Source organism: Sphingopyxis panaciterrulae, from assembly GCF_014199295.1.
GTDB lineage: Bacteria > Pseudomonadota > Alphaproteobacteria > Sphingomonadales > Sphingomonadaceae > Sphingopyxis > Sphingopyxis panaciterrulae.
The window spans coordinates 524,348-542,582 of sequence record NZ_JACIJH010000001.1 but is presented as its reverse complement, the minus strand read 5'-3'; the positions used below and the strand labels follow the sequence as shown (position 1 = coordinate 542,582).

The window sequence follows — 18,235 nt, the reverse complement described above, 5'->3', positions numbered from 1 at the left end:
TGACCTGTCCTTCCTGCTTTGCGTCTAGCAATAGGATTTTTCCTAGACAAGTAGGAAATCGAGCTTCAGATAGGAAATATCCTATCGGGCGACTCGCCCGGAACGCGATGGACGGGGAGACGAAAGATGGAGCGCAGATTGCTGCAACGGATCGAGGCCTTTTTACGCGAATCGGCGATGCCGCCGAGCGTCTTCGGCCGGGCTGCGGTGCGCGATCCGCGGCTCGTCTCCGACTTGCGCTGCGGACGCGAGCCGGGGCACCGGATCATCTCGCGCGTAGAACATTTCATGAACAAATGGCGCGCCGAGCAGCATCGGCCCAGCGGTGACGGGCGTACCCGCGCGATGCGCGCACGCCGCGGAGGAGGCCGGTCATGATCGGCTGGTCGCCCGTCCGGCCGGCGCGTCCCGGCTGCCCGCACCGCCGCCTGCGCCGCCTGCTGGCGCGCGAACTGCCGCACGGCGTCGCGCTGCTCGACGCCTCGACGCTGCGGCCATGGGCCAGCGCCAATTTCGTCGGCGCCCGCCACCTGTTCCCATGCAGCGTCGCGGCCGACGAGGGCGAAAACCTGGCCCGCTCGCTGCACGCGCATCTCGGCGCGGTCGAATTTCGGCTGCTCGGCCATATCGTCGCCGACGTCGCGGTCGAACGCGAGGCGCCGGGAGACCTCAGGATCGAAATATTGACGGTGGAGGATTAACCCGCGGCGTTGCGGTTGAGGCGCTGGAGCGTCGACAGCGCGGCTTCGAGCGCGAAATCGATATCCTCCGATCCATCCTCATTGGCGGCGTCGGCGAGCGCCGGAGCGGTGGATGGCGTCGCCGCCTGCGTCTGGCGGCGCTGCGCCAGTCCTGCCTCGAAGCGCGCGACCATCGCGCCGAGCGACCGGTCCGCCGGGTCGGGCAGCGGCGACGCGGCGATCTCGGCGGGCTGGAGCCACGGCTCGCTTTCTTCCGCCGGGTTTTCCTCCGCGTCCTCTTCGGACACGGCCGGCGCCACATCGGCGAGGACCAGCGCCTCCTCTTCTTCCTCGCCCCGCTCTTCGACCGCCGGCTCGTCCGCCACCCATGCGACCGGCCCCAGCCCTTCGGCGGGCAGATCGCGGCCGGCGCGGATCGGCGGGCGCGGCGGGTCGTCGGGGTGAAAATCGGCACGGCGGCGCGGCAGCGGATCGTCGGCCGCCTCGTCCAGGTTCCGGCGGCGGGCGCGCCGGACGGCCTGGGGCTTGGCGAGCGCCAGCGCGACGAGCCCCGCGATCAGCGCGGCGACGACCGCCATGCCGAGCGCCAGCACCAGCCGCCCGCCGTTCCCGACCGGCGGCACGAACAGATCCGACAGGCGGTCGAGATAGAGGTTCCAGCTTATCCCGGCGACCCAGGACAGCGGCATCACCGCGGCGAAGAGAAAGATCATCGCCGCAGCGCTGATGACCGCGGGCACCGCCGGACGCAGCGCGCGCAGCAGCGCGCCCGCCTTTCCGGTCCGCCTCGTTTCGACGCTGTCGTCCATCTCGTCCCGTTCCCCTGAAGCGCCTATGCCGCGAGCGACGGCGCGCGGTGCGCGAGCAGCCGCTGGTAAACCGGTTCGTAACGTAGAATGTTTGACGACCAGTTACGATGGGTTTCGACGAACAGCCGCGCCGTGCGCCGCCGATCGTCCCACAGGTCGCGGCGGCCGAGCAGACCGGCAAGCGCGGCGGCGATCGCGGCCGGGTCGTCGGGCGCGAACAGCGTCCCCGTCGCCCCGTCCTCGATCAGTTCGCGGTGTCCTCCGACGTCCGAGGCGGCGACCAGCTTGCCCTGCGCCATCGCCTCGAGCGGCTTGAGCGGGGTGACGAGGTCGGTGAGCCGCATCTTCTTGCGCGGATAGGCAAGGATATCGATCAGCGAATAATAATGATCCACCTCGCTGTGCGGCACGCGGCCGACGAAGCGGATGCGGTCCGCGACCGGAGACGCGGCCGCCTGCGCCTTCAGCGCATCCTCCATCGGCCCGCCGCCGACGAGCAGCAGCCGCGCACGCGGCTGGGCCGCGGCGAGCGCGGGCATCGCCGCGATCAGATCGCCGATCCCCTCATAATCATAGAAGCTGCCGATGAAACCGATCACCGCGTCCCCATCGCCCAGCCCCAGCCGCGCGGCCAGCGCCGCATCGCGCGGCGGCGGATCGCCGAACAGGTCGAGGTCGACCCCATTGGGCGAGACGATGATCTTGGCGGGATCGACCCCGCGCGCGATCAGATCGCCGCGCAGCCCGTCGCAGATCACCGCGACCGCATCGGCCGCCTTCACCGCGCGGGTCTCGAGGGTGCGGGTCAGATAATAGCGCGCACTGTGCTCGCGCCCCGTACCGTTGCCGACCGCCGCATCTTCCCAGAAGGCGCGAATCTCGTACAGCACTGGGATGCCGAGGCGCTTGCCGACGCGCAGCGCCGCCATCGCGTCGAGCACCGGCGAATGGGCGTGGAGCAGGTCGGGCTGCCAGGCGCGCACGAGCGCCTCGATCCGCGACGCGAGCGCGCCGATCTCGCGCCATTCGCGGATCGGCGAACGCACCGGCGCGATCGACGGCGTGCGATAGAAGGTCAGCCCGTCGACCGTCTCGCCGTCCGCTCCCGTTTTCCCGCCCGAATCGGGCTGACGCACCCCCGTCACTCCCGCGACCGCCCACCCCTTCGCCGCCTGCGCCTTCATCAGCGCGCGGGTGCGAAAGGTGTAGCCGCTATGCGCGGGCAGGCTGTGGTCGAGCACGTGGAGGATTCGGGTCATGACCCGGGAAAACTGCCAGACAAGCCTTAACGCCGCGTCAACCCCCCGCGCGTAAGGTCCCCGCATCGGCCCAAAAGGGGGCCGCCGAGGAACAGGCACCGCCGCACCATGGTCGACAATTTCTCGATTGCCCTGACCCATGTGCTGATGGGGATCGCGCTGTGGCGCCTGCTCTATCGCGACGACCTCGACCATGAGGTCAGCCCGCGCAAGCTATGGCAGCAACGCCGCGATGCCGAGGCCGCGAAGCAGGCTGCCGGCGATGCGTGACATCGCCTTCGTCGCCTTTCTCTTCGCCTTCATCGGGGTCGGCTTTCGAAAGCCGTTCCTGTTCATTCTCGCCTATTGCTACATCGATATCGTCGCGCCGCAGCGGCTCAGCTATTTCCTGATCAATTCGATCCCCATCTCGCTGATCGTCTTCGCGCTCGCGATCCTCGGCTGGCTGACGGTCGATGACAAGCGCGACACGCGCTGGTCGGGGCGTCAGACCCTGATGGTGATGCTGCTCGTCTATTGCGGCATCACGACGATGCAGGCCGATTTTCCGGTCGAGGCGCAGGTCAAATGGGACTGGGTGTGGAAGGCGCTGGTGTGGGCGATCTTTCTGCCGCTGACGTTGCGGACCAAGCTCAGGATCGAATCGCTGATCCTGATCATGCTGCTCTCGGCGGGCTCGATAGCCATCGCCGGCGGTCTCAAGACCGCGGCAGGCGGCAGCGGCTATGGCTCGCTGCAATTGCTGCTCAACGAAAATTTTGGCCTCTACGAAGGCTCGATCATGTCGACGGTGGGAATCGCGATCATCCCGCTGATCCTCTGGTATCGCCGCCACGGCACCATCTTTCCGCCCGACTGGCGCGTCTCGCTCTTCTGCTTCGCGCTCTGCTTCGCCTGCATATTGCTGCCGGTGGGGACCGAGGCGCGCACCGGGCTCGTCTGCCTTGTCGTGCTCGCCATCCTGTCGCTGCGCTCGGTCAAGCATCGGCTTCTCTACATGATCGGCGCCGGGCTGCTCGCGGTCGCGTCGATCCCCTTCCTGCCGCAGAGCTTCACCGAACGGATGGAAACGATCGAGGGCTACAAGGCCGACCAGTCGGCCTCGACCCGGGTCGCGGTGTGGAAATGGACCTGGGATTTTGCAAAGGAGAATCCGTTCGGCGGCGGCTTCGACGCCTATATCCAGAATCACGTGCGCGTCGTGAAGGCGGCGACCGCCTATGACCCCGACAATCCGCAGGAAGCCGAACCCTCGGTCTATGAGGAAAAGTCGCGCGCCTATCATTCGAGCTATTTCGAAATGCTGGGAGAACAAGGCTACCCGGGGCTCGCAATGTGGCTGGCGTTGCAGGTCCTCGGTCTCGTCCGGCTCGAACAGTTGCGCCGCCGCTACCTCAAGACGCGCCGCGCAGAGGAGCAATGGATCGCCCCGCTCGCGGTCGCGCTCCAGCAGGGACATATCGTCTATCTGGTCGGATCGCTGTTCGTCGGCATCGCCTTCCAGCCCTTCATCTACATGATGCTGGCGCTCGAAATCGGCCTCACCACCTATTGCCGCCGCCGCGAGCAGGAGGCGGGGTGGCGGCCGCTGATCGCTCGCCCGGCGCAAGTCCCGCCGCGCCATCCGACGGTGCCGGCCATCCCCTGACCCCTCCTTGGCACTTCTTTCCAATAGGGGGACGATAGAGTCGCGGAACCATCGTCGGCGCCCGAACGCTGATACGCCATGCCCGCGCGTCTCATCCATGTCGACGACAGCTTCCCCGGCATCAGCCGCGAGCGCGCGCAGGACGGCTGGCGCTATCGCGACGCGAAGGGCCGTATCATTCGCGACCGCGACGAAATCACCCGGCTCGACGCGATCGCATTGCCCCCGGCCTATCAGGACGCCTGGTTCTGCCCGGCGGCGAACGGCCATATCCTCGCGACGGGCTATGACGCGCGCGGGCGCAAGCAATATCGCTATCACCCCGATTTCCGCCTCGCGCAGGACGCCGACAAATATGACCGCTGCGCCGCCTTCGGCCACGCGCTGCCGCTGCTCCGCGCGCGTCTGGAAGACGATCTCGCCCGCCGCACCCTCTGCCCCGAGCGCGTCGTCGCCGCGGTCGTCCGCCTGCTCGACCTCGCCGCGCTGCGCGTCGGCAACGAGGAATATGCGCTCGCCAACAAGAGTTTCGGTGCGACGACCCTGCGCCAGCGCCATGCCAGCGCGACCGGCCGCACGCTGCGCCTTGCCTATCGCGCCAAGGGCGGCGCGCGGCGCGAAGTAACGATCAGCGACCGCAGCATCGCGACGCTGGTGCGCCGGCTACAGGACCTGCCCGGCCAGAATCTCTTCCAATATGAGGATGCGGGCGAAGTCCGCACGGTCGGCTCCGACGACGTCAACACCTATATCCGCGACGCGATGGGCGAGGCATTCAGCGCCAAGCATTTCCGCACCTGGTCGGCGAGCGTCGAGGCGTTCACCTTCCTTTACGACGCCAACGAGCCGCCGACGCTGAAGGCGCTGCTCGCCCATGTCGCGGAACGGCTCGGCAATACGCCCGCGGTCGCGCGCCGCGCCTATGTCCACCCCGCGATGATCGCCGCGGCGCAGGAGCGCGGCACCTTTGCCGCGACCGTCGGCGCGCTACCGCGCGCGACCCGCTATCTTTCGCGTTACGAACGCGGATTTTTGACCTATCTGGAGCAGGCGCCCGATGCGGCGAAACTGCTCCGTTCCGCCTGACCCGGATGATCGCCGTGACCCTTTCGCTTCTGACCGCCGCCCCTGCCGCTCCCAAAAACGCTTCCGCGCCGACCCCCATCGCCGACCTGCACGACTGGTGGGACGGCAGCGTCGCCTGGGTCAACAGCCACTGGCTTCAGATCGGCATCGCGGTCGCGGCGGGCCTCCTCATCTATTTTCTGCTCTCGCTGCTGCGCACCCTCGCCCTCAAGCGGGCGCAGGCCGCGCCGGGGCATTTCACCCTGACCGATATCGTCGGCCGCGTCGTCCACAAGACACGGTCGAGCGTGCTGGCGATCATCTCGATCCGGCTCGTCGCAAGCTATGCGAACCCGCCCGCCCTGGTCATGCAGACGATCCAGTTCGTCTTCACCGTCGCGGTCGTGCTGCAGGTCGCGATCTGGGCGCGCGAGATCGTCATCGGGCTGATCCAGCGCCGCGCCGCCGACCGGCACAATGAAACGCTCATCAACGCGATGGGGATCATCCGTCTGCTGATCAGCGTCGCGCTGTTCGCGATCGCGGCGATCGTCATCCTCGACAATATGGGGGTCAATGTCACCGGCCTCGTCGCCGGGCTCGGCATCGGCGGCATCGCGATCGGTCTCGCCGCGCAGGGCATTTTTTCCGACCTTTTCGCCTCGCTCTCGATCATCTTCGACCGGCCGTTCCGCGTCGGACAGGCGATCAAATACGACAATTCGTCGGGGACGGTCGAGCGCATCGGTCTCAAGAGCACGCATATCCGCTCGGCGAACGGCGAGCTGCTGGTGATCTCCAACACCAATCTCCTGTCCAAGGAGATCACCAATTACGCGCATCTCCACCGCCGCCGCGTGACCTTCCCGATCGGCGTCATCTATCAGACCACGCCCGCGATGCTGCGCGCGCTGCCCGCGCTGCTCGAGGAGCAGGTGAAGGCGACCGGGCATGAGTTCATCCGCTCGAGCTTCACCGGCTTCGGCCCGTCGAGCCTCGATTTCGAGCTGATCTTCGACGTCCATGACGAGGATTACGACAAGGTCGCCGCGGCACGCACCGACATCGCGATCCGCCTGTTCGAGGCGATGACCGCGGCCGGATATGATTTCGCCTACCCGACTCAGACCAGCTTCACCGCGGCGCCCGACGGCACGATGATTCTGCCCTATGCCGAGGACGGCGCGGCGAAGGCCCCGAAGCCGGCGAGGGGGTGACGCTACGGCGCCGCGGGCGCGGGGCTTGGCTCTTGTGCAATGCGGCAAGACCGGCCTAGAACGCCCCCTTCGAACAGATATTGAGGGGATCAGATATGGCCGCCATTCCGCCGCAGGAGATGAAGGATCTGGTGGGCAAGCCGCTCGGCACGTCCGAATGGGTGCTCGTCGACCAGGCCATGATCGACAAGTTCGCCGACGCCACCGGCGACCATCAGTTCATCCACGTCGATCCTGAAAAGGCGAAGCTGACGCCCTTCGGCGGCACCATCGCGCACGGTTTCCTGACCCTGTCGCTGTTTCCGATGCTGATGGCGAAATCGGACTGCCCGCGCCCCGCGGACGTCAAGATGGGCGTCAACTACGGCGGCAACAAGGTCCGGTTCCTGTCTCCCGTCCGCTCGGGCAAGCGCGTGCGCGGCCATTTCAAATTGCTCGAACTGGACGAGAAACGCCCGGGCCAGTGGCAGCAGACGCTCGAATTCTCGGTCGAGATCGAGGGCGAGGACAAGCCTGCGCTGATCGCCGAATGGATCAGCCAGTTCTTCGTCTGACAATATTCTCCCCTCCCCTTCAGGGGAGGGGCAGTGAGACTTGCGAGCTTGCTCGATAGTCGCAACGGGGTGGGCTCGCGAGTCTTGCGCAAGGTGGATGCCCCCCCACCCCAACCCCTCCCCTGAAGGGGAGGGGCTTTAGACAGAAGGAACATCATCATGCGTGACGCCGTCATCGTTTCCACCGCCCGCACCCCGCTGACCAAGGCGGCGCGCGGCTCGTTCAACAATACCCCCTCGCCGACGCTCGGCGCCTTTTCGGTCAAGGCCGCGGTCGAGCGCGCCGGGCTCGAAGGCGGCGAGGTCGACGACGTCCTCTTCGGTGCCGCGATGCAGCAGGGGTCGCAGTCGCCGAACGTCGCGCGCCTGATCGCGCTGCGCGCCGGCCTGCCCGTCACCGTCCCCGGCATGTCGATCGACCGCCAATGCTCGTCGGGCCTGATGACCATCGCGACCGCCGCGAAGCAGATCATCGTCGACCGCCAGGACATCTGCGTCGCCGGCGGCGTCGAGAGCATCTCGAAGGTCAGCGGCAGCGGCAAGGTGTTCATCGAGCCCGACGCCGAGCTGCTCGCGATGCACAAGGACACCTATATGCCGATGATCGGCACCGCCGAGGTCGTCGCCAAGCGTTACAACATCGCCCGCGAATATCAGGACGAATATTCGCTCCAGTCGCAGCAGCGCACCGCCGCGGCACAAGCCGCGGGCAAGTTCGCCGACGAGATCGTCCCCTGCAAGGCGACGATGGCGGTCGTCGACAAGGAGACCAAGGAGGTCAGCTACAAGGACGTCGTCGCCGACCGCGACGAATGCAACCGCCCCGACACCACGCTCGAAGGACTCGCCAGCCTGAAGCCGGTGATGGGCGAAGGCCACACGATCACCGCGGGCAACGCCAGCCAGCTTTCGGACGGCTCGTCGGCCTGCGTCGTGATGGAGGCCAGGGTCGCCGAGAAGCGCGGGCTCCAGCCGCTCGGGCGCTATGTCGGCATGGCGGTCGCGGGCACCGAGCCCGACGAAATGGGCATCGGCCCCGTCTTCGCGATCCCGAAGCTGCTCGAACGCTTCGAACTCAAGATGGACGACATCGGGCTGTGGGAGCTCAACGAGGCGTTCGCGGTGCAGGTGCTCTATTGCCGCGACACGCTCGGCATCCCCAATGAAACGCTCAACGTCAACGGCGGCTCGATCTCGATCGGCCACCCGTTCGGCATGACCGGCGCGCGCTGCGTCGGCCACGCGCTGATCGAGGGCAAGCGCCGCGGCGTCAAATATGCCGTCGTCACCATGTGCATCGGCGGCGGTCAGGGCGCGGCGGGCCTGCTCGAGGTCTTCTGAGGAATCGGATCGGACCGGCCGGTCGCGGCCGGCCCGATCCAGGGAAAGGAGTTTCGCCATGAGCGCGATCGGCATCATCGCAACGCTGCGCGTGCAGCCCGACAAGACCGAAGCCTTCGAAGGCGTCTTCGTCGAGCTCGCGGCCGCCGTCCGCGCGAACGAGCCCGGCAACAGCCTCTACCGCCTGTTCCGCACCGACGAAGCGGGCGTCTACAAGGTCATGGAATGCTATGACGACGCGGCGGCGGTCGAAGCGCACCGCGCCTCGGACCATTTCCGCACGCTGGGCGCAAAGCTCGGCCCCTGCCTTGCCGGCGCGCCCGAGATCGAACGGCTGACGGCGGTTTGACCGCAGCGAAGAGCGACCGTTATACGACGATCAGCGCTTTATAACGTTGTCATTCCCGCGAAAGCGGGAATCCAGAGCGTGCGCCGGCTGACCCCACACTGGATTCCCGCCTTCGCGGGAATGACGAAGCTGGGGTATGGCCGCTTTCCACCCCCATGACCACCGTTCCAATACCTACCCCATCACGAAGGCGTTGAGCTTGTTCCCGTCCGGGTCGCGGAAATAGGCGGCGTAAAAGCCTTCGCCGCGAAACCCCGGCGCGCCCTCGTCGCTGCCGCCGTTGGCCAGCGCGATATCGTGGAGCCGCTGCACCTGCGCCTGATCCGTGGCGGCGAGCGCGACCATCACGCCATTGCCGACGCTCGCCGACTGGCCGTCGAAGGGCCTGGTCAGGCAGATGCCCGTGCCCTCCGGCTTGCCCCAGGCGATGAAGCCGTCGAATTCCATCGTCCGTCCCGTTCCCATCTCGGCGGCGATCGCGTCATAAAAGACCGCGGCACGGCCCAGATCGCGGGTTCCCAGCGTCACATATCCGATCATCGTCTCTCTCCCGACTCGAAGGATAGAACATAATAGGAACATATTGGGCATCGGGCAAAGAAAAAGGGCGCCGCGATCGATGGCCGCGGCGCCCCTTCGCGATCGCGAGGCGAACGCCTATTTCCCGTCGACGCGGATCGCGACGAACGCCGGCTGCTGGCCGCGGCGCAGGATTTCGAGCAGCACCGCGCTACGCCCCGCCTTCTTGGCGTCGGCGACGCCCTTGGCGAGCGCCTCGGCGGTCGTCACCGGACTGCGGTTGATGCTGAGGATCACGTCGCCCCGGCGCAGGCCCTTGGCGCCCGCGTCGCTGCGGCTGGCGACCGCCGCGATCACCAGCCCCTTGCTGTTCCGGTCGATGCCGATATCGCGCGCGATGTCGGCCGTGAGCGGCTGCACCGCCATGCCGAGCTGCTCCTGGATCGCCTGGTCGGCGCCCTCGCTGGGCTCGTCAGGCAGCGTCTGCTCCGCCTCGGGATCGAAGCTCGATCCGTTGAGTTCCTCTTCGGGCGGTCGCGTGCCGACCGTCACGGTGAGGGTCGTCGTCTTGCCGTCGCGGATGATCTCGAGCGGGACGCGCGTGCCCGGCTTCTCGTTGGCGATCAGATAGGACAGCGACTGCTGCGGCGTCACATCCTTGCCGCCGACCTTGGTCACGATATCGCCGCGCTTCAGGCCGGCCTTGGCCGCCGGCCCGCCGTCCTCGAGGCGCTGGACGATCTCGCCGCGATCCTTGGGCAGGCCGACCGCGGCGGCATAATCGTCGGTCATCGGCACGATGCCGACGCCCAGATAGCCGCGCTGCGGCCGCTCGCCCGACTTGAGCGCCTCGATCACCGGGATCGCGGCATCGGCGGGGATGGCGAAGTTGACGCCGATGTTCGCGCCGACCGGCGAGATCAGCATGTTGGTGATGCCGACGACATTGCCCTGCAGGTCGAACAGCGGACCGCCCGAATTGCCGCGGTTGATCGCGGTATCGGTCTGAATATAGCGGTCATAGGGGCCGCTGCCGAGGTTGCGCTGCACCGCCGAGATGATGCCTGCGGTCACCGTCGAGCCGAGCCCGAGCGGGTTGCCGATCGCGACCACCCAGTCGCCGACCCGCGCCTTGTTGCTGTCGCCGAACTTCACGAAGGGCAGACCGGTCGCGTCGATCTTGAGCAGCGCGAGGTCCGACGTCGCGTCGCGGCCGACGATCTTGGCGCGATATTCCTTGCGGTTGGTCAGCGTCACCGTAACCTCGTTCACCTGCTCGCCGCGCGGGCCGCCGGTGATGACATGGTTGTTGGTGACGATATAGCCGTCGGCCGAGATCAGGAAGCCCGATCCGCCGCCCTGCTGTTCCTGGGTGATCGGCTCGCGCGTCCCGGCGAAGGGGTTGAGCCGGACGCCGAGCGTCACCTCCTGCTTGGTCGAGATGTTGACCACCGCGGGCTGAAGCTGCTCGACGAGGTCGGCGAAGCTTTCGGGCGCCCCGGAGCGCGGCACGACCTTGGCGATTTCGCTCTTCTCGTTCTGCGCGACCTGCGCGCCGACCGGCGATTGCGTGACCAGCGCCAGCGCGGTGCCGCCCGCAAGCAGGGCCGACGTGATGCCATATACGTAACGCACGATAGGAATTCCTCTCGTTTCAAAAATCCAGCGTTCCCGGCGCGGCTCTCTGCCCACCGGCGGCTGAACGGCGATTGAACATGAACAGGGCGTGGACGCCACGTTCATCCGCCGGCCGGCCGCCGATCGCCCGTCAATCGCCCATGAACCGCTTCAGATACTCATTGTCCGGCGACAGGACGATCGACGTCTCGCCGCGGTTGCCGTCGGCCAGGAAGGTCTGGCGATAGCTCTGCATGGCGCGATAGAAATCATAGAAATCGGGGTCCTTGCCATAGCTGGCGGCATAGATGCGCGCCGCGTCGCCGTCGGCGTTGCCGCGGATGATCTGCGCTTCCTTGTCGCCTTCGGCGCGGATCGCCGTTGCCTCCTGCTGGCGCGCGGTGCGCATGCGGTTATAGGCCGCCTCCAGCGTCGCGCCTTCGGGCAGGTCGGCACGCTTGATCCGCACGTCGATGATCTCGGCACCATATTTGCGCGCCTCGCGGTTCAGCGCGACCTGGATATTGTCCATCACCGCGCCGCGCTCGGGCGACAGCAGGGTCGCGAAGGTCCGCTTGCCCAGTTCGTTGCGCAGCGACGAGCCGAGAATCGTCGCGAGCTGCTGCTGCAACCGTTCCTCGGACCGGATCGCGGTGTACATCCGCACCGGATTGGTGATGCGAAAACGCGCGAAGGCATCGACCTGCAACCGCTGCTGGTCGGTCGACAGCACCTGCTGGCGTTCCATGTTGATGCCCAGGATACGCTTGTCGATCTTCTGGATCGAATCGGTAAAGGGCACGCGCACGACCAGCCCGGCACCCGAGTGGCCGAAATCCTCGCCGGGCTTGTACCGGTTTACCGTGCGCTCGATCTCACCGAAGCGCAGGATCAGCGCCTGCTTATCCTCGGGAACGATCGCCAGCGTCTGCGACAGCAGGACGATCAGCACGACAAGCCCGATCAGCAGCCGCATCGGGTGGCGGATCAACGATTCGAACATCATTCGCCTCCCTTCGCCGCGGCATCGGCAGGCGGACTGCTTCGCCGCCGGACTTCGGGCAGCGCCAGATAGGGCGTCACGCCGCGCGGCTCGACGATCGTCTTGTCGACGTTGGAGAGGACATTCTCCATCGTTTCGTAATAAAGCCGCCGCTGGGTCACCTTGGGCGCCAGCCTGTATTGTTCATAGATCTGGTCGAACTGCGCCGTGTCGCCGCGGGCCCGCTCGAGCAGCTGCCGTTCATAGGCGCGCGCCTCGTTGATCGCCGATTCGCGCTGCTGGCGGGCGGCGGTCACCGCCTTGAACGCCTCGTCGACCTGGCTCGGCGGGTCGGCCTGGCGGATCGCGATGCCCTGGATCAGCACGCCGGAGCGATACTGGTCGAGCAGCGCCTGCATCCGCTGCTGCACGTCGGTCTCGATATCGACGCGGCCGGGGCCGATCGCCTGGACGAGGTCGAAATTGGCGACCGTCGCGCGCATCGCGCTTTCGGCGACCTCGCGGATCGTTCCCTCCGGATCGGCGAGCTGGAAGATGAACAGCTCGGGATCGCGGATCGACCAGCGCACTTCATAGGCAAGGTCGACGATGCTCTGGTCGCGGGTCAGCACGAAATTGGCGTCGCTCGCGTCGGGTGAGCCGATCTGCATCGTGCGGATCGCGCGCACGTCCTCCATCCGCATCTGTTCGAAGGGCGCGGGCATGGTGAGCTTGACGCCGGGACCGACCGTTCGCGAATAGCTGCCGAGCCGGGTGACGACGCCTTCCTTTTCGGGCGGCACGATGTGGAGCATCGAAAACAGCGCCCACAGCAGCACCAGCAGGATGACGCCCCATTTCCACAGCCGCGCCGATTCGGGCAGGTTCATCCCGCCGCCGCCGTCGCTGCCGCCGCCGAAGCGCCCGCGCCCGCGGCGCAGCAGTTCGTCGAGCGCCGACGGCCCGCGCGGCTTGCGTCCGCGTCCGCCGTCGACGGGGTCGGGCGTCACCCAGGGATTGCGCGGCCCCGGACGCTTGCCATCGTCGCCGTCCTTCGGGCCGTCCTTGGGGCCATTACCCCACGGGCTGTTCGCCATCAGGCTGATCTGATGGAAAAAATGCCGCAATCCCCTTGGGCTGCGGCGGGCCATCGTGCCGTCATTATCGTTGCTCATGCCTGCATTTATAGGGGCGACGCGCGCGATTAACAGGGGGGCAAGAGAAAATGGCTGGCATTCGGCCGTCACAGGCCTATCTCGCCCTCGACATGACCGACACCGCTCCCCTCGCCAGCCTCGCCACCGACCTCACCGGCGGCCGCACCTCCGGCCTGCGCTTCCTCGACGATGCGGGCACGCTCGCGATCGTCCTCGACGTCACCGGCCTCGCCGAGCCCGAGCGGAAACCGCTCGAGGAGAAGCTGCGCGACGCTTTGCTCGCGCGCGACGAGGTAACGTCGGTCCGCGTCGCGATGACGGCGGAAAAGAAGGCGCTGACCATCGTCGCGGTGGGCAGCGGCAAGGGCGGGGTCGGCAAATCGACCCTCGCCGCCAATCTCGCCGTCGCGCTGCATCGCCGCGGGGTCAAGGTCGGGTTGGTCGACGCCGACATCTACGGCCCCTCGCTGCCGCGGCTGATGGACAGCGAAGGCACGAAGCCCGAGGCGCAGGGATCGAAGCTGGTCCCTGTTCCCAACGCCTATGGCGTACCGATGCTCTCGACCGGGCAGATCGCGGCGCCCGGCCAGGCGATCGCGTGGCGCGGCCCGATGGCGGGCAAGGCGCTCGAACAATTGGTCGACGCGCGCTGGGGCGCCGTCGACACGCTCGTCGTCGACCTGCCGCCCGGCACCGGCGACGTCCAGCTCACCATGATCCAGCGCCACAAGCCCGCCGGCGCGGTCATCGTCTCGACCCCGCAGGATCTGGCGCTGATCGACGCCGCGCGCGCGATCAGCCTGTTCGAGCAGGCCGACGTGCCGATCATCGGTCTGGTCGAGAATATGGCCGGCTATGCCTGCCCGCACTGCGGCGGGGTCAGCGACCCCTTTGGCCGTGGCGGTGCCGAGGCCGCGGCGGGCGAGATGGGCATCGCCTTCCTCGGCCGCGTGCCGCTGGCGATCGGCATCCGCCTCGCGAGCGACGGCGGCGTCCCGCCGGCCGCCGGAACCGATCCCGCGGGCGAGCCGTTCCACGCCGTGGCGGCAAAGGTCGCCGACTGGCTCGACGCACGAAAGGCGCGCTGAATGGCGATCAACGACGAAGGCGAAATCCGCGACCTGCTCTCCAAGCCGCGCCGCATCGCGGTGGTCGGTGCCTCGCCCAACCCGGCGCGCGCCTCGAACGAGGTGCTCGGCTTCCTCGTCGGGCAGGGACATGACGTGGTCGCGGTCAACCCCGGCCACGCCGGCAAGACCATCCACGGCGCCCCCGTCGTCGCGACGCTCGCCGATGTCGAGCCGCCGGCCGAGATCGTCGACATCTTCCGCAACAGCGCCGACGCCGGCGCCGCGGTCGACGAGGCGATCGTCCACGGCGCGAAGGCGGTGTGGATGCAGATCGGCGTGATCGACGAAGCCGCCGCGCGCCGGGCCGAGGACGCCGGGCTGATCGTCGTCATGGACCGCTGCCCGAAGGTCGAGATTCCCCGGCTGGGGCTGCTGCGATAAAGAAAACCCTCTCCCCTTCAGGGGAGAGGATAGCGAAGCTTGCTCCGTCAGGAGCTAGCGAAGCTTGGAGAGGGGAAGGCAGGACAAAGCCCCTCTCCAACTCCGGCTAGGCAGCAAGCTGCCAAGCCTCCATATCCTCTCCCCTGAAGGGGAGAGGGCGCACTCCCCCGAAAGCCTTTGCCTCCCCCCCGCGCCCCGACTATCAGCGGCGGGATGGCGGGCATTCGCGACACGGTGGGCAGGCAATCGGGGCGGGCGCCGCTGGTCACGCGCCGCTCGCTGCTCGTCGGCGCGACCGCCGCCGGAGGGCTCGCGCTGGCATGGTCGGTCTGGCCGCGCGACTATCGGCCGAACCTGACCGCCGCCCCCGACGAGCATATCTTCAACGCCTTCCTCAAGATCGGCGACGACGGCCATGTCAGCACGATCGTCCCGCAATGCGAGATGGGCCAGGGCGTGACGACGCTGCTGCCCCAGATCATCGCCGACGAGCTCGGCGCCGACTGGCGCACCGTCGCGGTCGAGACCGCGCCGATCAGCCCGCTCTATGCCAATACGCTCGTCGTCGACGAAGATAGCGCCGCCTTCATGCCGCGCGCCGGCGTCCCCGATTTCGTCGCCGACGTGCGCGGCTGGGTGCGGCGCGAATGGGCGGTGCGCCACGCGGTGATGCTGACCGCCAATTCCTCGTCGGTGCGGATGTTCGAGGGGCCGTGCCGCGACGCCGCGGCGCAGGCGCGCGTGCTGCTGATGATGGAGGCGGCGCGGCGCTGGGACGCGAATTGGCAGGAATGCGACACGCAGGACGGCTTCGTCCTCCATCAGGGCAAGCGGCTGCGCTTCGGCGAGCTCGCCGCCGCCGCGGCTCGGCTCACCCCGCCCGACCCGCCCGTCTATCGCGCGAGCAGCACCGACCCGCTCTACGGCAAGGAGCTGACGCGCCTCGACCTGCCCGCCAAGGTCGACGGATCGGCCAATTATGCCGGCGACATCCGCCTGCCCGACATGGTCTATGCCGCGATCCGTCAGGGACCGTTCGGCGCGACCCGGCTCAAGAGCATCGACAAAAAGGCCGGCCTCGCGTCGCGCGACGTCCTCTATGTCGTCGAGCATGAGCGCTGGGTCGCGGCGGTCGCCCGCAACTGGTGGGCGGCGAACCGCGCGCTCGACCGCTTCGCGCCCGTTTTCGAGACGCGCGGCCCGCAGATTTCGACCGACCGCATCGACGCCGCGCTGTCCTCCGCGCTCGCCGCCGACGGCTGGCGCATCGCGCAGCAAGGCGACGTCGAGGGGGCGATGGAAGGCCGCACCGGCATCGCCGCCGAATATCTCGTCGCCCCGGCGCTCCATGCGCCGATCGAGACGCGCAGCGCGACCGCCGCCGTCGATGGCGACCGGCTGCGCGTCTGGGTCGCGACGCAGGCGCCCGCCCAGTGCCGCGCCGCGATCGCGCGGGCGACGGGACTCGCCGAAAGCGCCGTCATCCTGTTTCCGATGATGGCCGGCGGCTCGTTCGACGCCTGCCTCGACCACAGCGTCGCGGTGCAGGCGGCGATCATCGCGCGCCAGATCAAGCGCCCGGTCCAGCTCGCCTGGTCGCGCGCCGAAGAGATCATGCGCGTGCCGCCGCGCGCACCGGCGCGCGCGAAGATGACGGCGACGCTCAACAGCGCCGGCGGCATCGACGCGCTGGTCAGCCGCATCGCGGTGCCCGCGACCAATCACGAGGTGCGCGCGCGCCTGTTCGACCATATCCCCGCCGACATCGCGCAGCGGAACGCCGCGGGCAAGGCCGACGCCGCGGCGGTCGAGGGCGCCGCGCCGCTCTATGCGATCCCGCATCATGCGGTCGATCATTGCCCCGCCGACATCGGCCTGCCGACCGCGCGCTGGCGCGGCAATGCCGACAGCTACACCGCCTTCTTCACCGAATGCTTCATCGACGAGATGGCAACGCGCGCCGGGTCCGATGCCCTCTCCTATCGCATGGCGATGCTCGGCGACGCGCCGCTGCTCGCGCGCTGCCTGCTCACGGCGACGACGCTCGGCGGCTGGGAAGGCGGTCTTTCGGGCAGCGCGCAGGGGCTCGCCTGCCACGCGATGCGCGGCAGCTATATCGCGCTGCTGGCGACCGCGCGGCCGAGCGACGGCGGCTTGCAGGTCGAACAGCTCGTCGCGGTCGTCGATGCCGGGCGCCTCGTCAATCCGACAATCGCGCGCCAGCAGGTCGAGGGCGGGCTGATCTTCGGCCTCGCCGCCGCGGTCGGCGCGACGACCGACTATGAGGGCGGCGTCGCGACCGCACGCAAGCTCCACCAGCTCGGCCTGCCGAAATTGTCGCAGAGCCCCGAGATGCTAATCGAGTTCGTCGACAGCGACCGCGAGCCGGGCGGGCTGGGCGAGATCGGCGTGCCCGTCGTCGCCCCGGCGATCGCCAACGCGCTGTTCGCGGCGACCGGCCGCCGCATCCGCCGCCTGCCCCTTTCGGCGCATCCGCTGTGACCGCCGCGACCGATATCGGCGTGCTGCTGGTCAACCTCGGCACCCCCGACGCGCCCGAGCCGGAGGCGGTGCGGCGCTATCTCGCCGAATTTCTCTCCGACCGACGCGTGGTCGAGATTCCGCCCCTCCTCTGGCAGCCGATCCTGCGCGGACTTGTCCTGACGACGCGCCCCCGCCAATCGGCGCACGCCTATCGACAGGTCTGGACCGATCAAGGCTCGCCGCTCGCCGCGATCACCCAGGCGCAGGCGGATGCGCTGCAAAGCGCGCTCGGCCCCGATATCCGCATCGCCTACGCCATGCGCTACGGCGCGCCGGCGATCGGCCCCGCGATCGACAGGCTCGCCGGCGCCGGGTGCGACCGCATCCTCGTCGCACCGCTCTATCCGCAATATTGCGGCGCGACGACCGCGAGCGTCGTCGACGCGGTCACCGCGCATCTCGCCAGCCTGCGCCGCCAGCCCGCGCTGCGTTTCCTGCCACCCTATGCGGGCGATCCCGCCTATATCGCGGCGCTGAAGGTGTCGGTCGAGGCGGGGCTGGCGGCGCTCGACTTCGTCCCCGACGTGCTGCTCGCCAGCTTCCACGGCATGCCCGAACGGACGCGGCGGCTCGGCGACCCCTATCACGACCAGTGCCAGACGACGGCGCGCCTGCTCGCCGAAGCGCTCGGCCGCCTGGTCGAGGTCGCCTTCCAGTCGCGCTTCGGACGCGCGAAATGGCTCGAACCCGCCACCGCCGCGCGGCTCGACGCGCTCGGTCGCGCCGGGAAAAGCGTCGCCGTCTTCGCCCCCGGCTTCGCCGCCGACTGCCTCGAGACGCTCGAGGAGCTGGCGATCCGCGGCGAGGCGCAATTCACCGACGCAGGCGGACGGCACTTCGCCTATCTGCCCTGCCTCAATGACGGGCCGCCCGGCATGGCATTGCTCGAAACGCTCGTCCGGCGCGAGCTTGCCGGCTGGCGCTGACCGCTTACCTCCTGTTTAGCATCTTTCTCTAGACTG

At 68.1% G+C, this 18,235-nt stretch carries 19 protein-coding genes; 13 read left to right on the top strand and 6 right to left on the bottom strand.

Annotation, left to right across the window (positions count from 1 at the left end):
• The first annotated feature begins 138 nt into the window (after positions 1-138).
• Together FHR21_RS02595 and FHR21_RS02590 are read left to right on the top strand one after the other, a co-directional pair.
• Positions 139-378 (top strand): hypothetical protein, encoded by a 240-nt coding sequence (locus FHR21_RS02595; RefSeq protein ID WP_420825261.1) that lies wholly within the window; start codon positions 139-141, stop codon positions 376-378.
• Positions 375-701 carry a hypothetical protein gene (locus FHR21_RS02590; RefSeq protein ID WP_184094999.1) on the top strand — a complete coding sequence of 109 codons (327 nt, stop codon included), beginning with the start codon at positions 375-377 and terminating at the stop codon, positions 699-701. Before FHR21_RS02595 ends, FHR21_RS02590 begins: the two co-directional genes overlap by 4 nt.
• On the opposite strand, the gene FHR21_RS02585 is transcribed toward FHR21_RS02590, so the two are convergent.
• Complete coding sequence (locus FHR21_RS02585) at positions 698-1,510, bottom strand: hypothetical protein (RefSeq protein WP_184094997.1); 813 nt, start codon at positions 1,508-1,510, stop codon at positions 698-700. The two genes, FHR21_RS02590 and FHR21_RS02585, sit on opposite strands and share 4 nt — an antisense overlap.
• 23 nt (positions 1,511-1,533) lie before the next feature.
• Positions 1,534-2,769, bottom strand: coding sequence for a TIGR04063 family PEP-CTERM/XrtA system glycosyltransferase (locus tag FHR21_RS02580; protein WP_184094995.1), 1,236 nt, complete (start codon positions 2,767-2,769; stop codon positions 1,534-1,536).
• 108 nt (positions 2,770-2,877) lie between these two features.
• Between FHR21_RS02580 and FHR21_RS02575 the strand changes: the two genes are divergently transcribed.
• The 7 genes from FHR21_RS02575 (at position 2,878) to FHR21_RS02545 (ending at position 8,943) form a co-directional block, all read left to right on the top strand.
• On the top strand, positions 2,878-3,039 hold the full coding sequence (locus FHR21_RS02575; RefSeq protein WP_184094993.1) for a hypothetical protein: 162 nt from the start codon (positions 2,878-2,880) through the stop codon (positions 3,037-3,039).
• A complete protein-coding gene (locus tag FHR21_RS02570; protein ID WP_184094991.1) occupies positions 3,032-4,417 on the top strand; it encodes a putative O-glycosylation ligase, exosortase A system-associated in 1,386 nt (461 codons plus the stop codon). The genes FHR21_RS02575 and FHR21_RS02570 overlap by 8 nt, the downstream gene beginning before the upstream one ends.
• A 78-nt stretch (positions 4,418-4,495) precedes the next feature.
• On the top strand, positions 4,496-5,503 hold the full coding sequence (locus FHR21_RS02565; RefSeq protein ID WP_184094989.1) for a DNA topoisomerase IB: 1,008 nt from the start codon (positions 4,496-4,498) through the stop codon (positions 5,501-5,503).
• A 14-nt stretch (positions 5,504-5,517) separates the two neighbouring features.
• Entirely contained in the window at positions 5,518-6,699 is a 1,182-nt protein-coding gene (locus FHR21_RS02560; RefSeq protein WP_338113028.1) for a mechanosensitive ion channel family protein, read from the top strand.
• A 95-nt stretch (positions 6,700-6,794) separates the two neighbouring features.
• On the top strand, positions 6,795-7,253 hold the full coding sequence (locus FHR21_RS02555) for a MaoC family dehydratase (RefSeq protein WP_184094985.1): 459 nt from the start codon (positions 6,795-6,797) through the stop codon (positions 7,251-7,253).
• Between the two features lie 159 nt (positions 7,254-7,412).
• Positions 7,413-8,594, top strand: a complete 1,182-nt coding sequence (locus tag FHR21_RS02550) for an acetyl-CoA C-acyltransferase (protein WP_184094983.1) — start codon at positions 7,413-7,415, stop codon at positions 8,592-8,594.
• Between the two features lie 58 nt (positions 8,595-8,652).
• The gene (locus FHR21_RS02545) at positions 8,653-8,943 is read left to right on the top strand and encodes a putative quinol monooxygenase (protein ID WP_184094981.1); all 291 of its coding nucleotides are present in this window, start codon (positions 8,653-8,655) and stop codon (positions 8,941-8,943) included.
• Positions 8,944-9,117: 174 nt separating this feature from the next.
• Here the strand turns inward: FHR21_RS02545 and FHR21_RS02540 are convergent, their stop codons facing one another.
• The 4 genes from FHR21_RS02540 to hflK form a co-directional block, all read right to left on the bottom strand.
• Positions 9,118-9,483, bottom strand: a complete 366-nt coding sequence (locus tag FHR21_RS02540) for a VOC family protein (protein ID WP_184094979.1) — start codon at positions 9,481-9,483, stop codon at positions 9,118-9,120.
• Positions 9,484-9,600: 117 nt separating this feature from the next.
• Positions 9,601-11,097: a Do family serine endopeptidase gene (locus FHR21_RS02535; protein ID WP_184094977.1), complete on the bottom strand. Its 1,497-nt coding sequence runs from the start codon at positions 11,095-11,097 to the stop codon at positions 9,601-9,603.
• Positions 11,098-11,230: 133 nt separating this feature from the next.
• The gene (hflC, locus tag FHR21_RS02530; RefSeq protein ID WP_184094975.1) at positions 11,231-12,082 is read right to left on the bottom strand and encodes a protease modulator HflC; all 852 of its coding nucleotides are present in this window, start codon (positions 12,080-12,082) and stop codon (positions 11,231-11,233) included.
• The gene (gene hflK, locus FHR21_RS02525) at positions 12,082-13,236 is read right to left on the bottom strand and encodes a protease modulator HflK (RefSeq protein WP_184094973.1); all 1,155 of its coding nucleotides are present in this window, start codon (positions 13,234-13,236) and stop codon (positions 12,082-12,084) included. Before hflK ends, hflC begins: the two co-directional genes overlap by 1 nt.
• Before the next feature lie 92 nt (positions 13,237-13,328).
• Here hflK and FHR21_RS02520 point away from each other — a divergent pair, with 92 nt between their 5' ends.
• The 4 genes from FHR21_RS02520 (at position 13,329) to hemH (ending at position 18,199) form a co-directional block, all read left to right on the top strand.
• Positions 13,329-14,306 (top strand): Mrp/NBP35 family ATP-binding protein, encoded by a 978-nt coding sequence (locus FHR21_RS02520; protein WP_184095543.1) that lies wholly within the window; start codon positions 13,329-13,331, stop codon positions 14,304-14,306.
• On the top strand, positions 14,307-14,729 hold the full coding sequence (locus FHR21_RS02515) for a CoA-binding protein (RefSeq protein WP_184094971.1): 423 nt from the start codon (positions 14,307-14,309) through the stop codon (positions 14,727-14,729).
• Positions 14,730-14,942: 213 nt separating this feature from the next.
• Positions 14,943-17,231: a xanthine dehydrogenase family protein molybdopterin-binding subunit gene (locus tag FHR21_RS02510; RefSeq protein WP_184094969.1), complete on the top strand. Its 2,289-nt coding sequence runs from the start codon at positions 14,943-14,945 to the stop codon at positions 17,229-17,231.
• The gene (hemH, locus tag FHR21_RS02505) at positions 17,228-18,199 is read left to right on the top strand and encodes a ferrochelatase (RefSeq protein WP_184094967.1); all 972 of its coding nucleotides are present in this window, start codon (positions 17,228-17,230) and stop codon (positions 18,197-18,199) included. Before FHR21_RS02510 ends, hemH begins: the two co-directional genes overlap by 4 nt.
• The last annotated feature ends 36 nt before the right edge of the window (positions 18,200-18,235 follow it).

Excerpts from the sequence above, each read along its gene's own strand:
- FHR21_RS02590 (WP_184094999.1), top strand. The coding sequence starts at position 375 with ATGATCGGCTGGTCGCCCGTCCGGCCGGCGCGTCCCGGCTGCCCGCAC.
- FHR21_RS02585 (WP_184094997.1), bottom strand. The coding sequence starts at position 1,510 with ATGGACGACAGCGTCGAAACGAGGCGGACCGGAAAGGCGGGCGCGCTG.
- FHR21_RS02580 (WP_184094995.1), bottom strand. The coding sequence starts at position 2,769 with ATGACCCGAATCCTCCACGTGCTCGACCACAGCCTGCCCGCGCATAGC.
- FHR21_RS02575 (WP_184094993.1), top strand. The coding sequence starts at position 2,878 with ATGGTCGACAATTTCTCGATTGCCCTGACCCATGTGCTGATGGGGATC.
- FHR21_RS02570 (WP_184094991.1), top strand. The coding sequence starts at position 3,032 with ATGCGTGACATCGCCTTCGTCGCCTTTCTCTTCGCCTTCATCGGGGTC.
- FHR21_RS02565 (WP_184094989.1), top strand. The coding sequence starts at position 4,496 with ATGCCCGCGCGTCTCATCCATGTCGACGACAGCTTCCCCGGCATCAGC.
- FHR21_RS02555 (WP_184094985.1), top strand. The coding sequence starts at position 6,795 with ATGGCCGCCATTCCGCCGCAGGAGATGAAGGATCTGGTGGGCAAGCCG.
- FHR21_RS02550 (WP_184094983.1), top strand. The coding sequence starts at position 7,413 with ATGCGTGACGCCGTCATCGTTTCCACCGCCCGCACCCCGCTGACCAAG.
- FHR21_RS02545 (WP_184094981.1), top strand. The coding sequence starts at position 8,653 with ATGAGCGCGATCGGCATCATCGCAACGCTGCGCGTGCAGCCCGACAAG.
- FHR21_RS02540 (WP_184094979.1), bottom strand. The coding sequence starts at position 9,483 with ATGATCGGATATGTGACGCTGGGAACCCGCGATCTGGGCCGTGCCGCG.
- hflC (WP_184094975.1), bottom strand. The coding sequence starts at position 12,082 with ATGTTCGAATCGTTGATCCGCCACCCGATGCGGCTGCTGATCGGGCTT.
- hflK (WP_184094973.1), bottom strand. The coding sequence starts at position 13,236 with ATGAGCAACGATAATGACGGCACGATGGCCCGCCGCAGCCCAAGGGGA.
- FHR21_RS02520 (WP_184095543.1), top strand. The coding sequence starts at position 13,329 with ATGACCGACACCGCTCCCCTCGCCAGCCTCGCCACCGACCTCACCGGC.
- FHR21_RS02515 (WP_184094971.1), top strand. The coding sequence starts at position 14,307 with ATGGCGATCAACGACGAAGGCGAAATCCGCGACCTGCTCTCCAAGCCG.
- FHR21_RS02510 (WP_184094969.1), top strand. The coding sequence starts at position 14,943 with ATGGCGGGCATTCGCGACACGGTGGGCAGGCAATCGGGGCGGGCGCCG.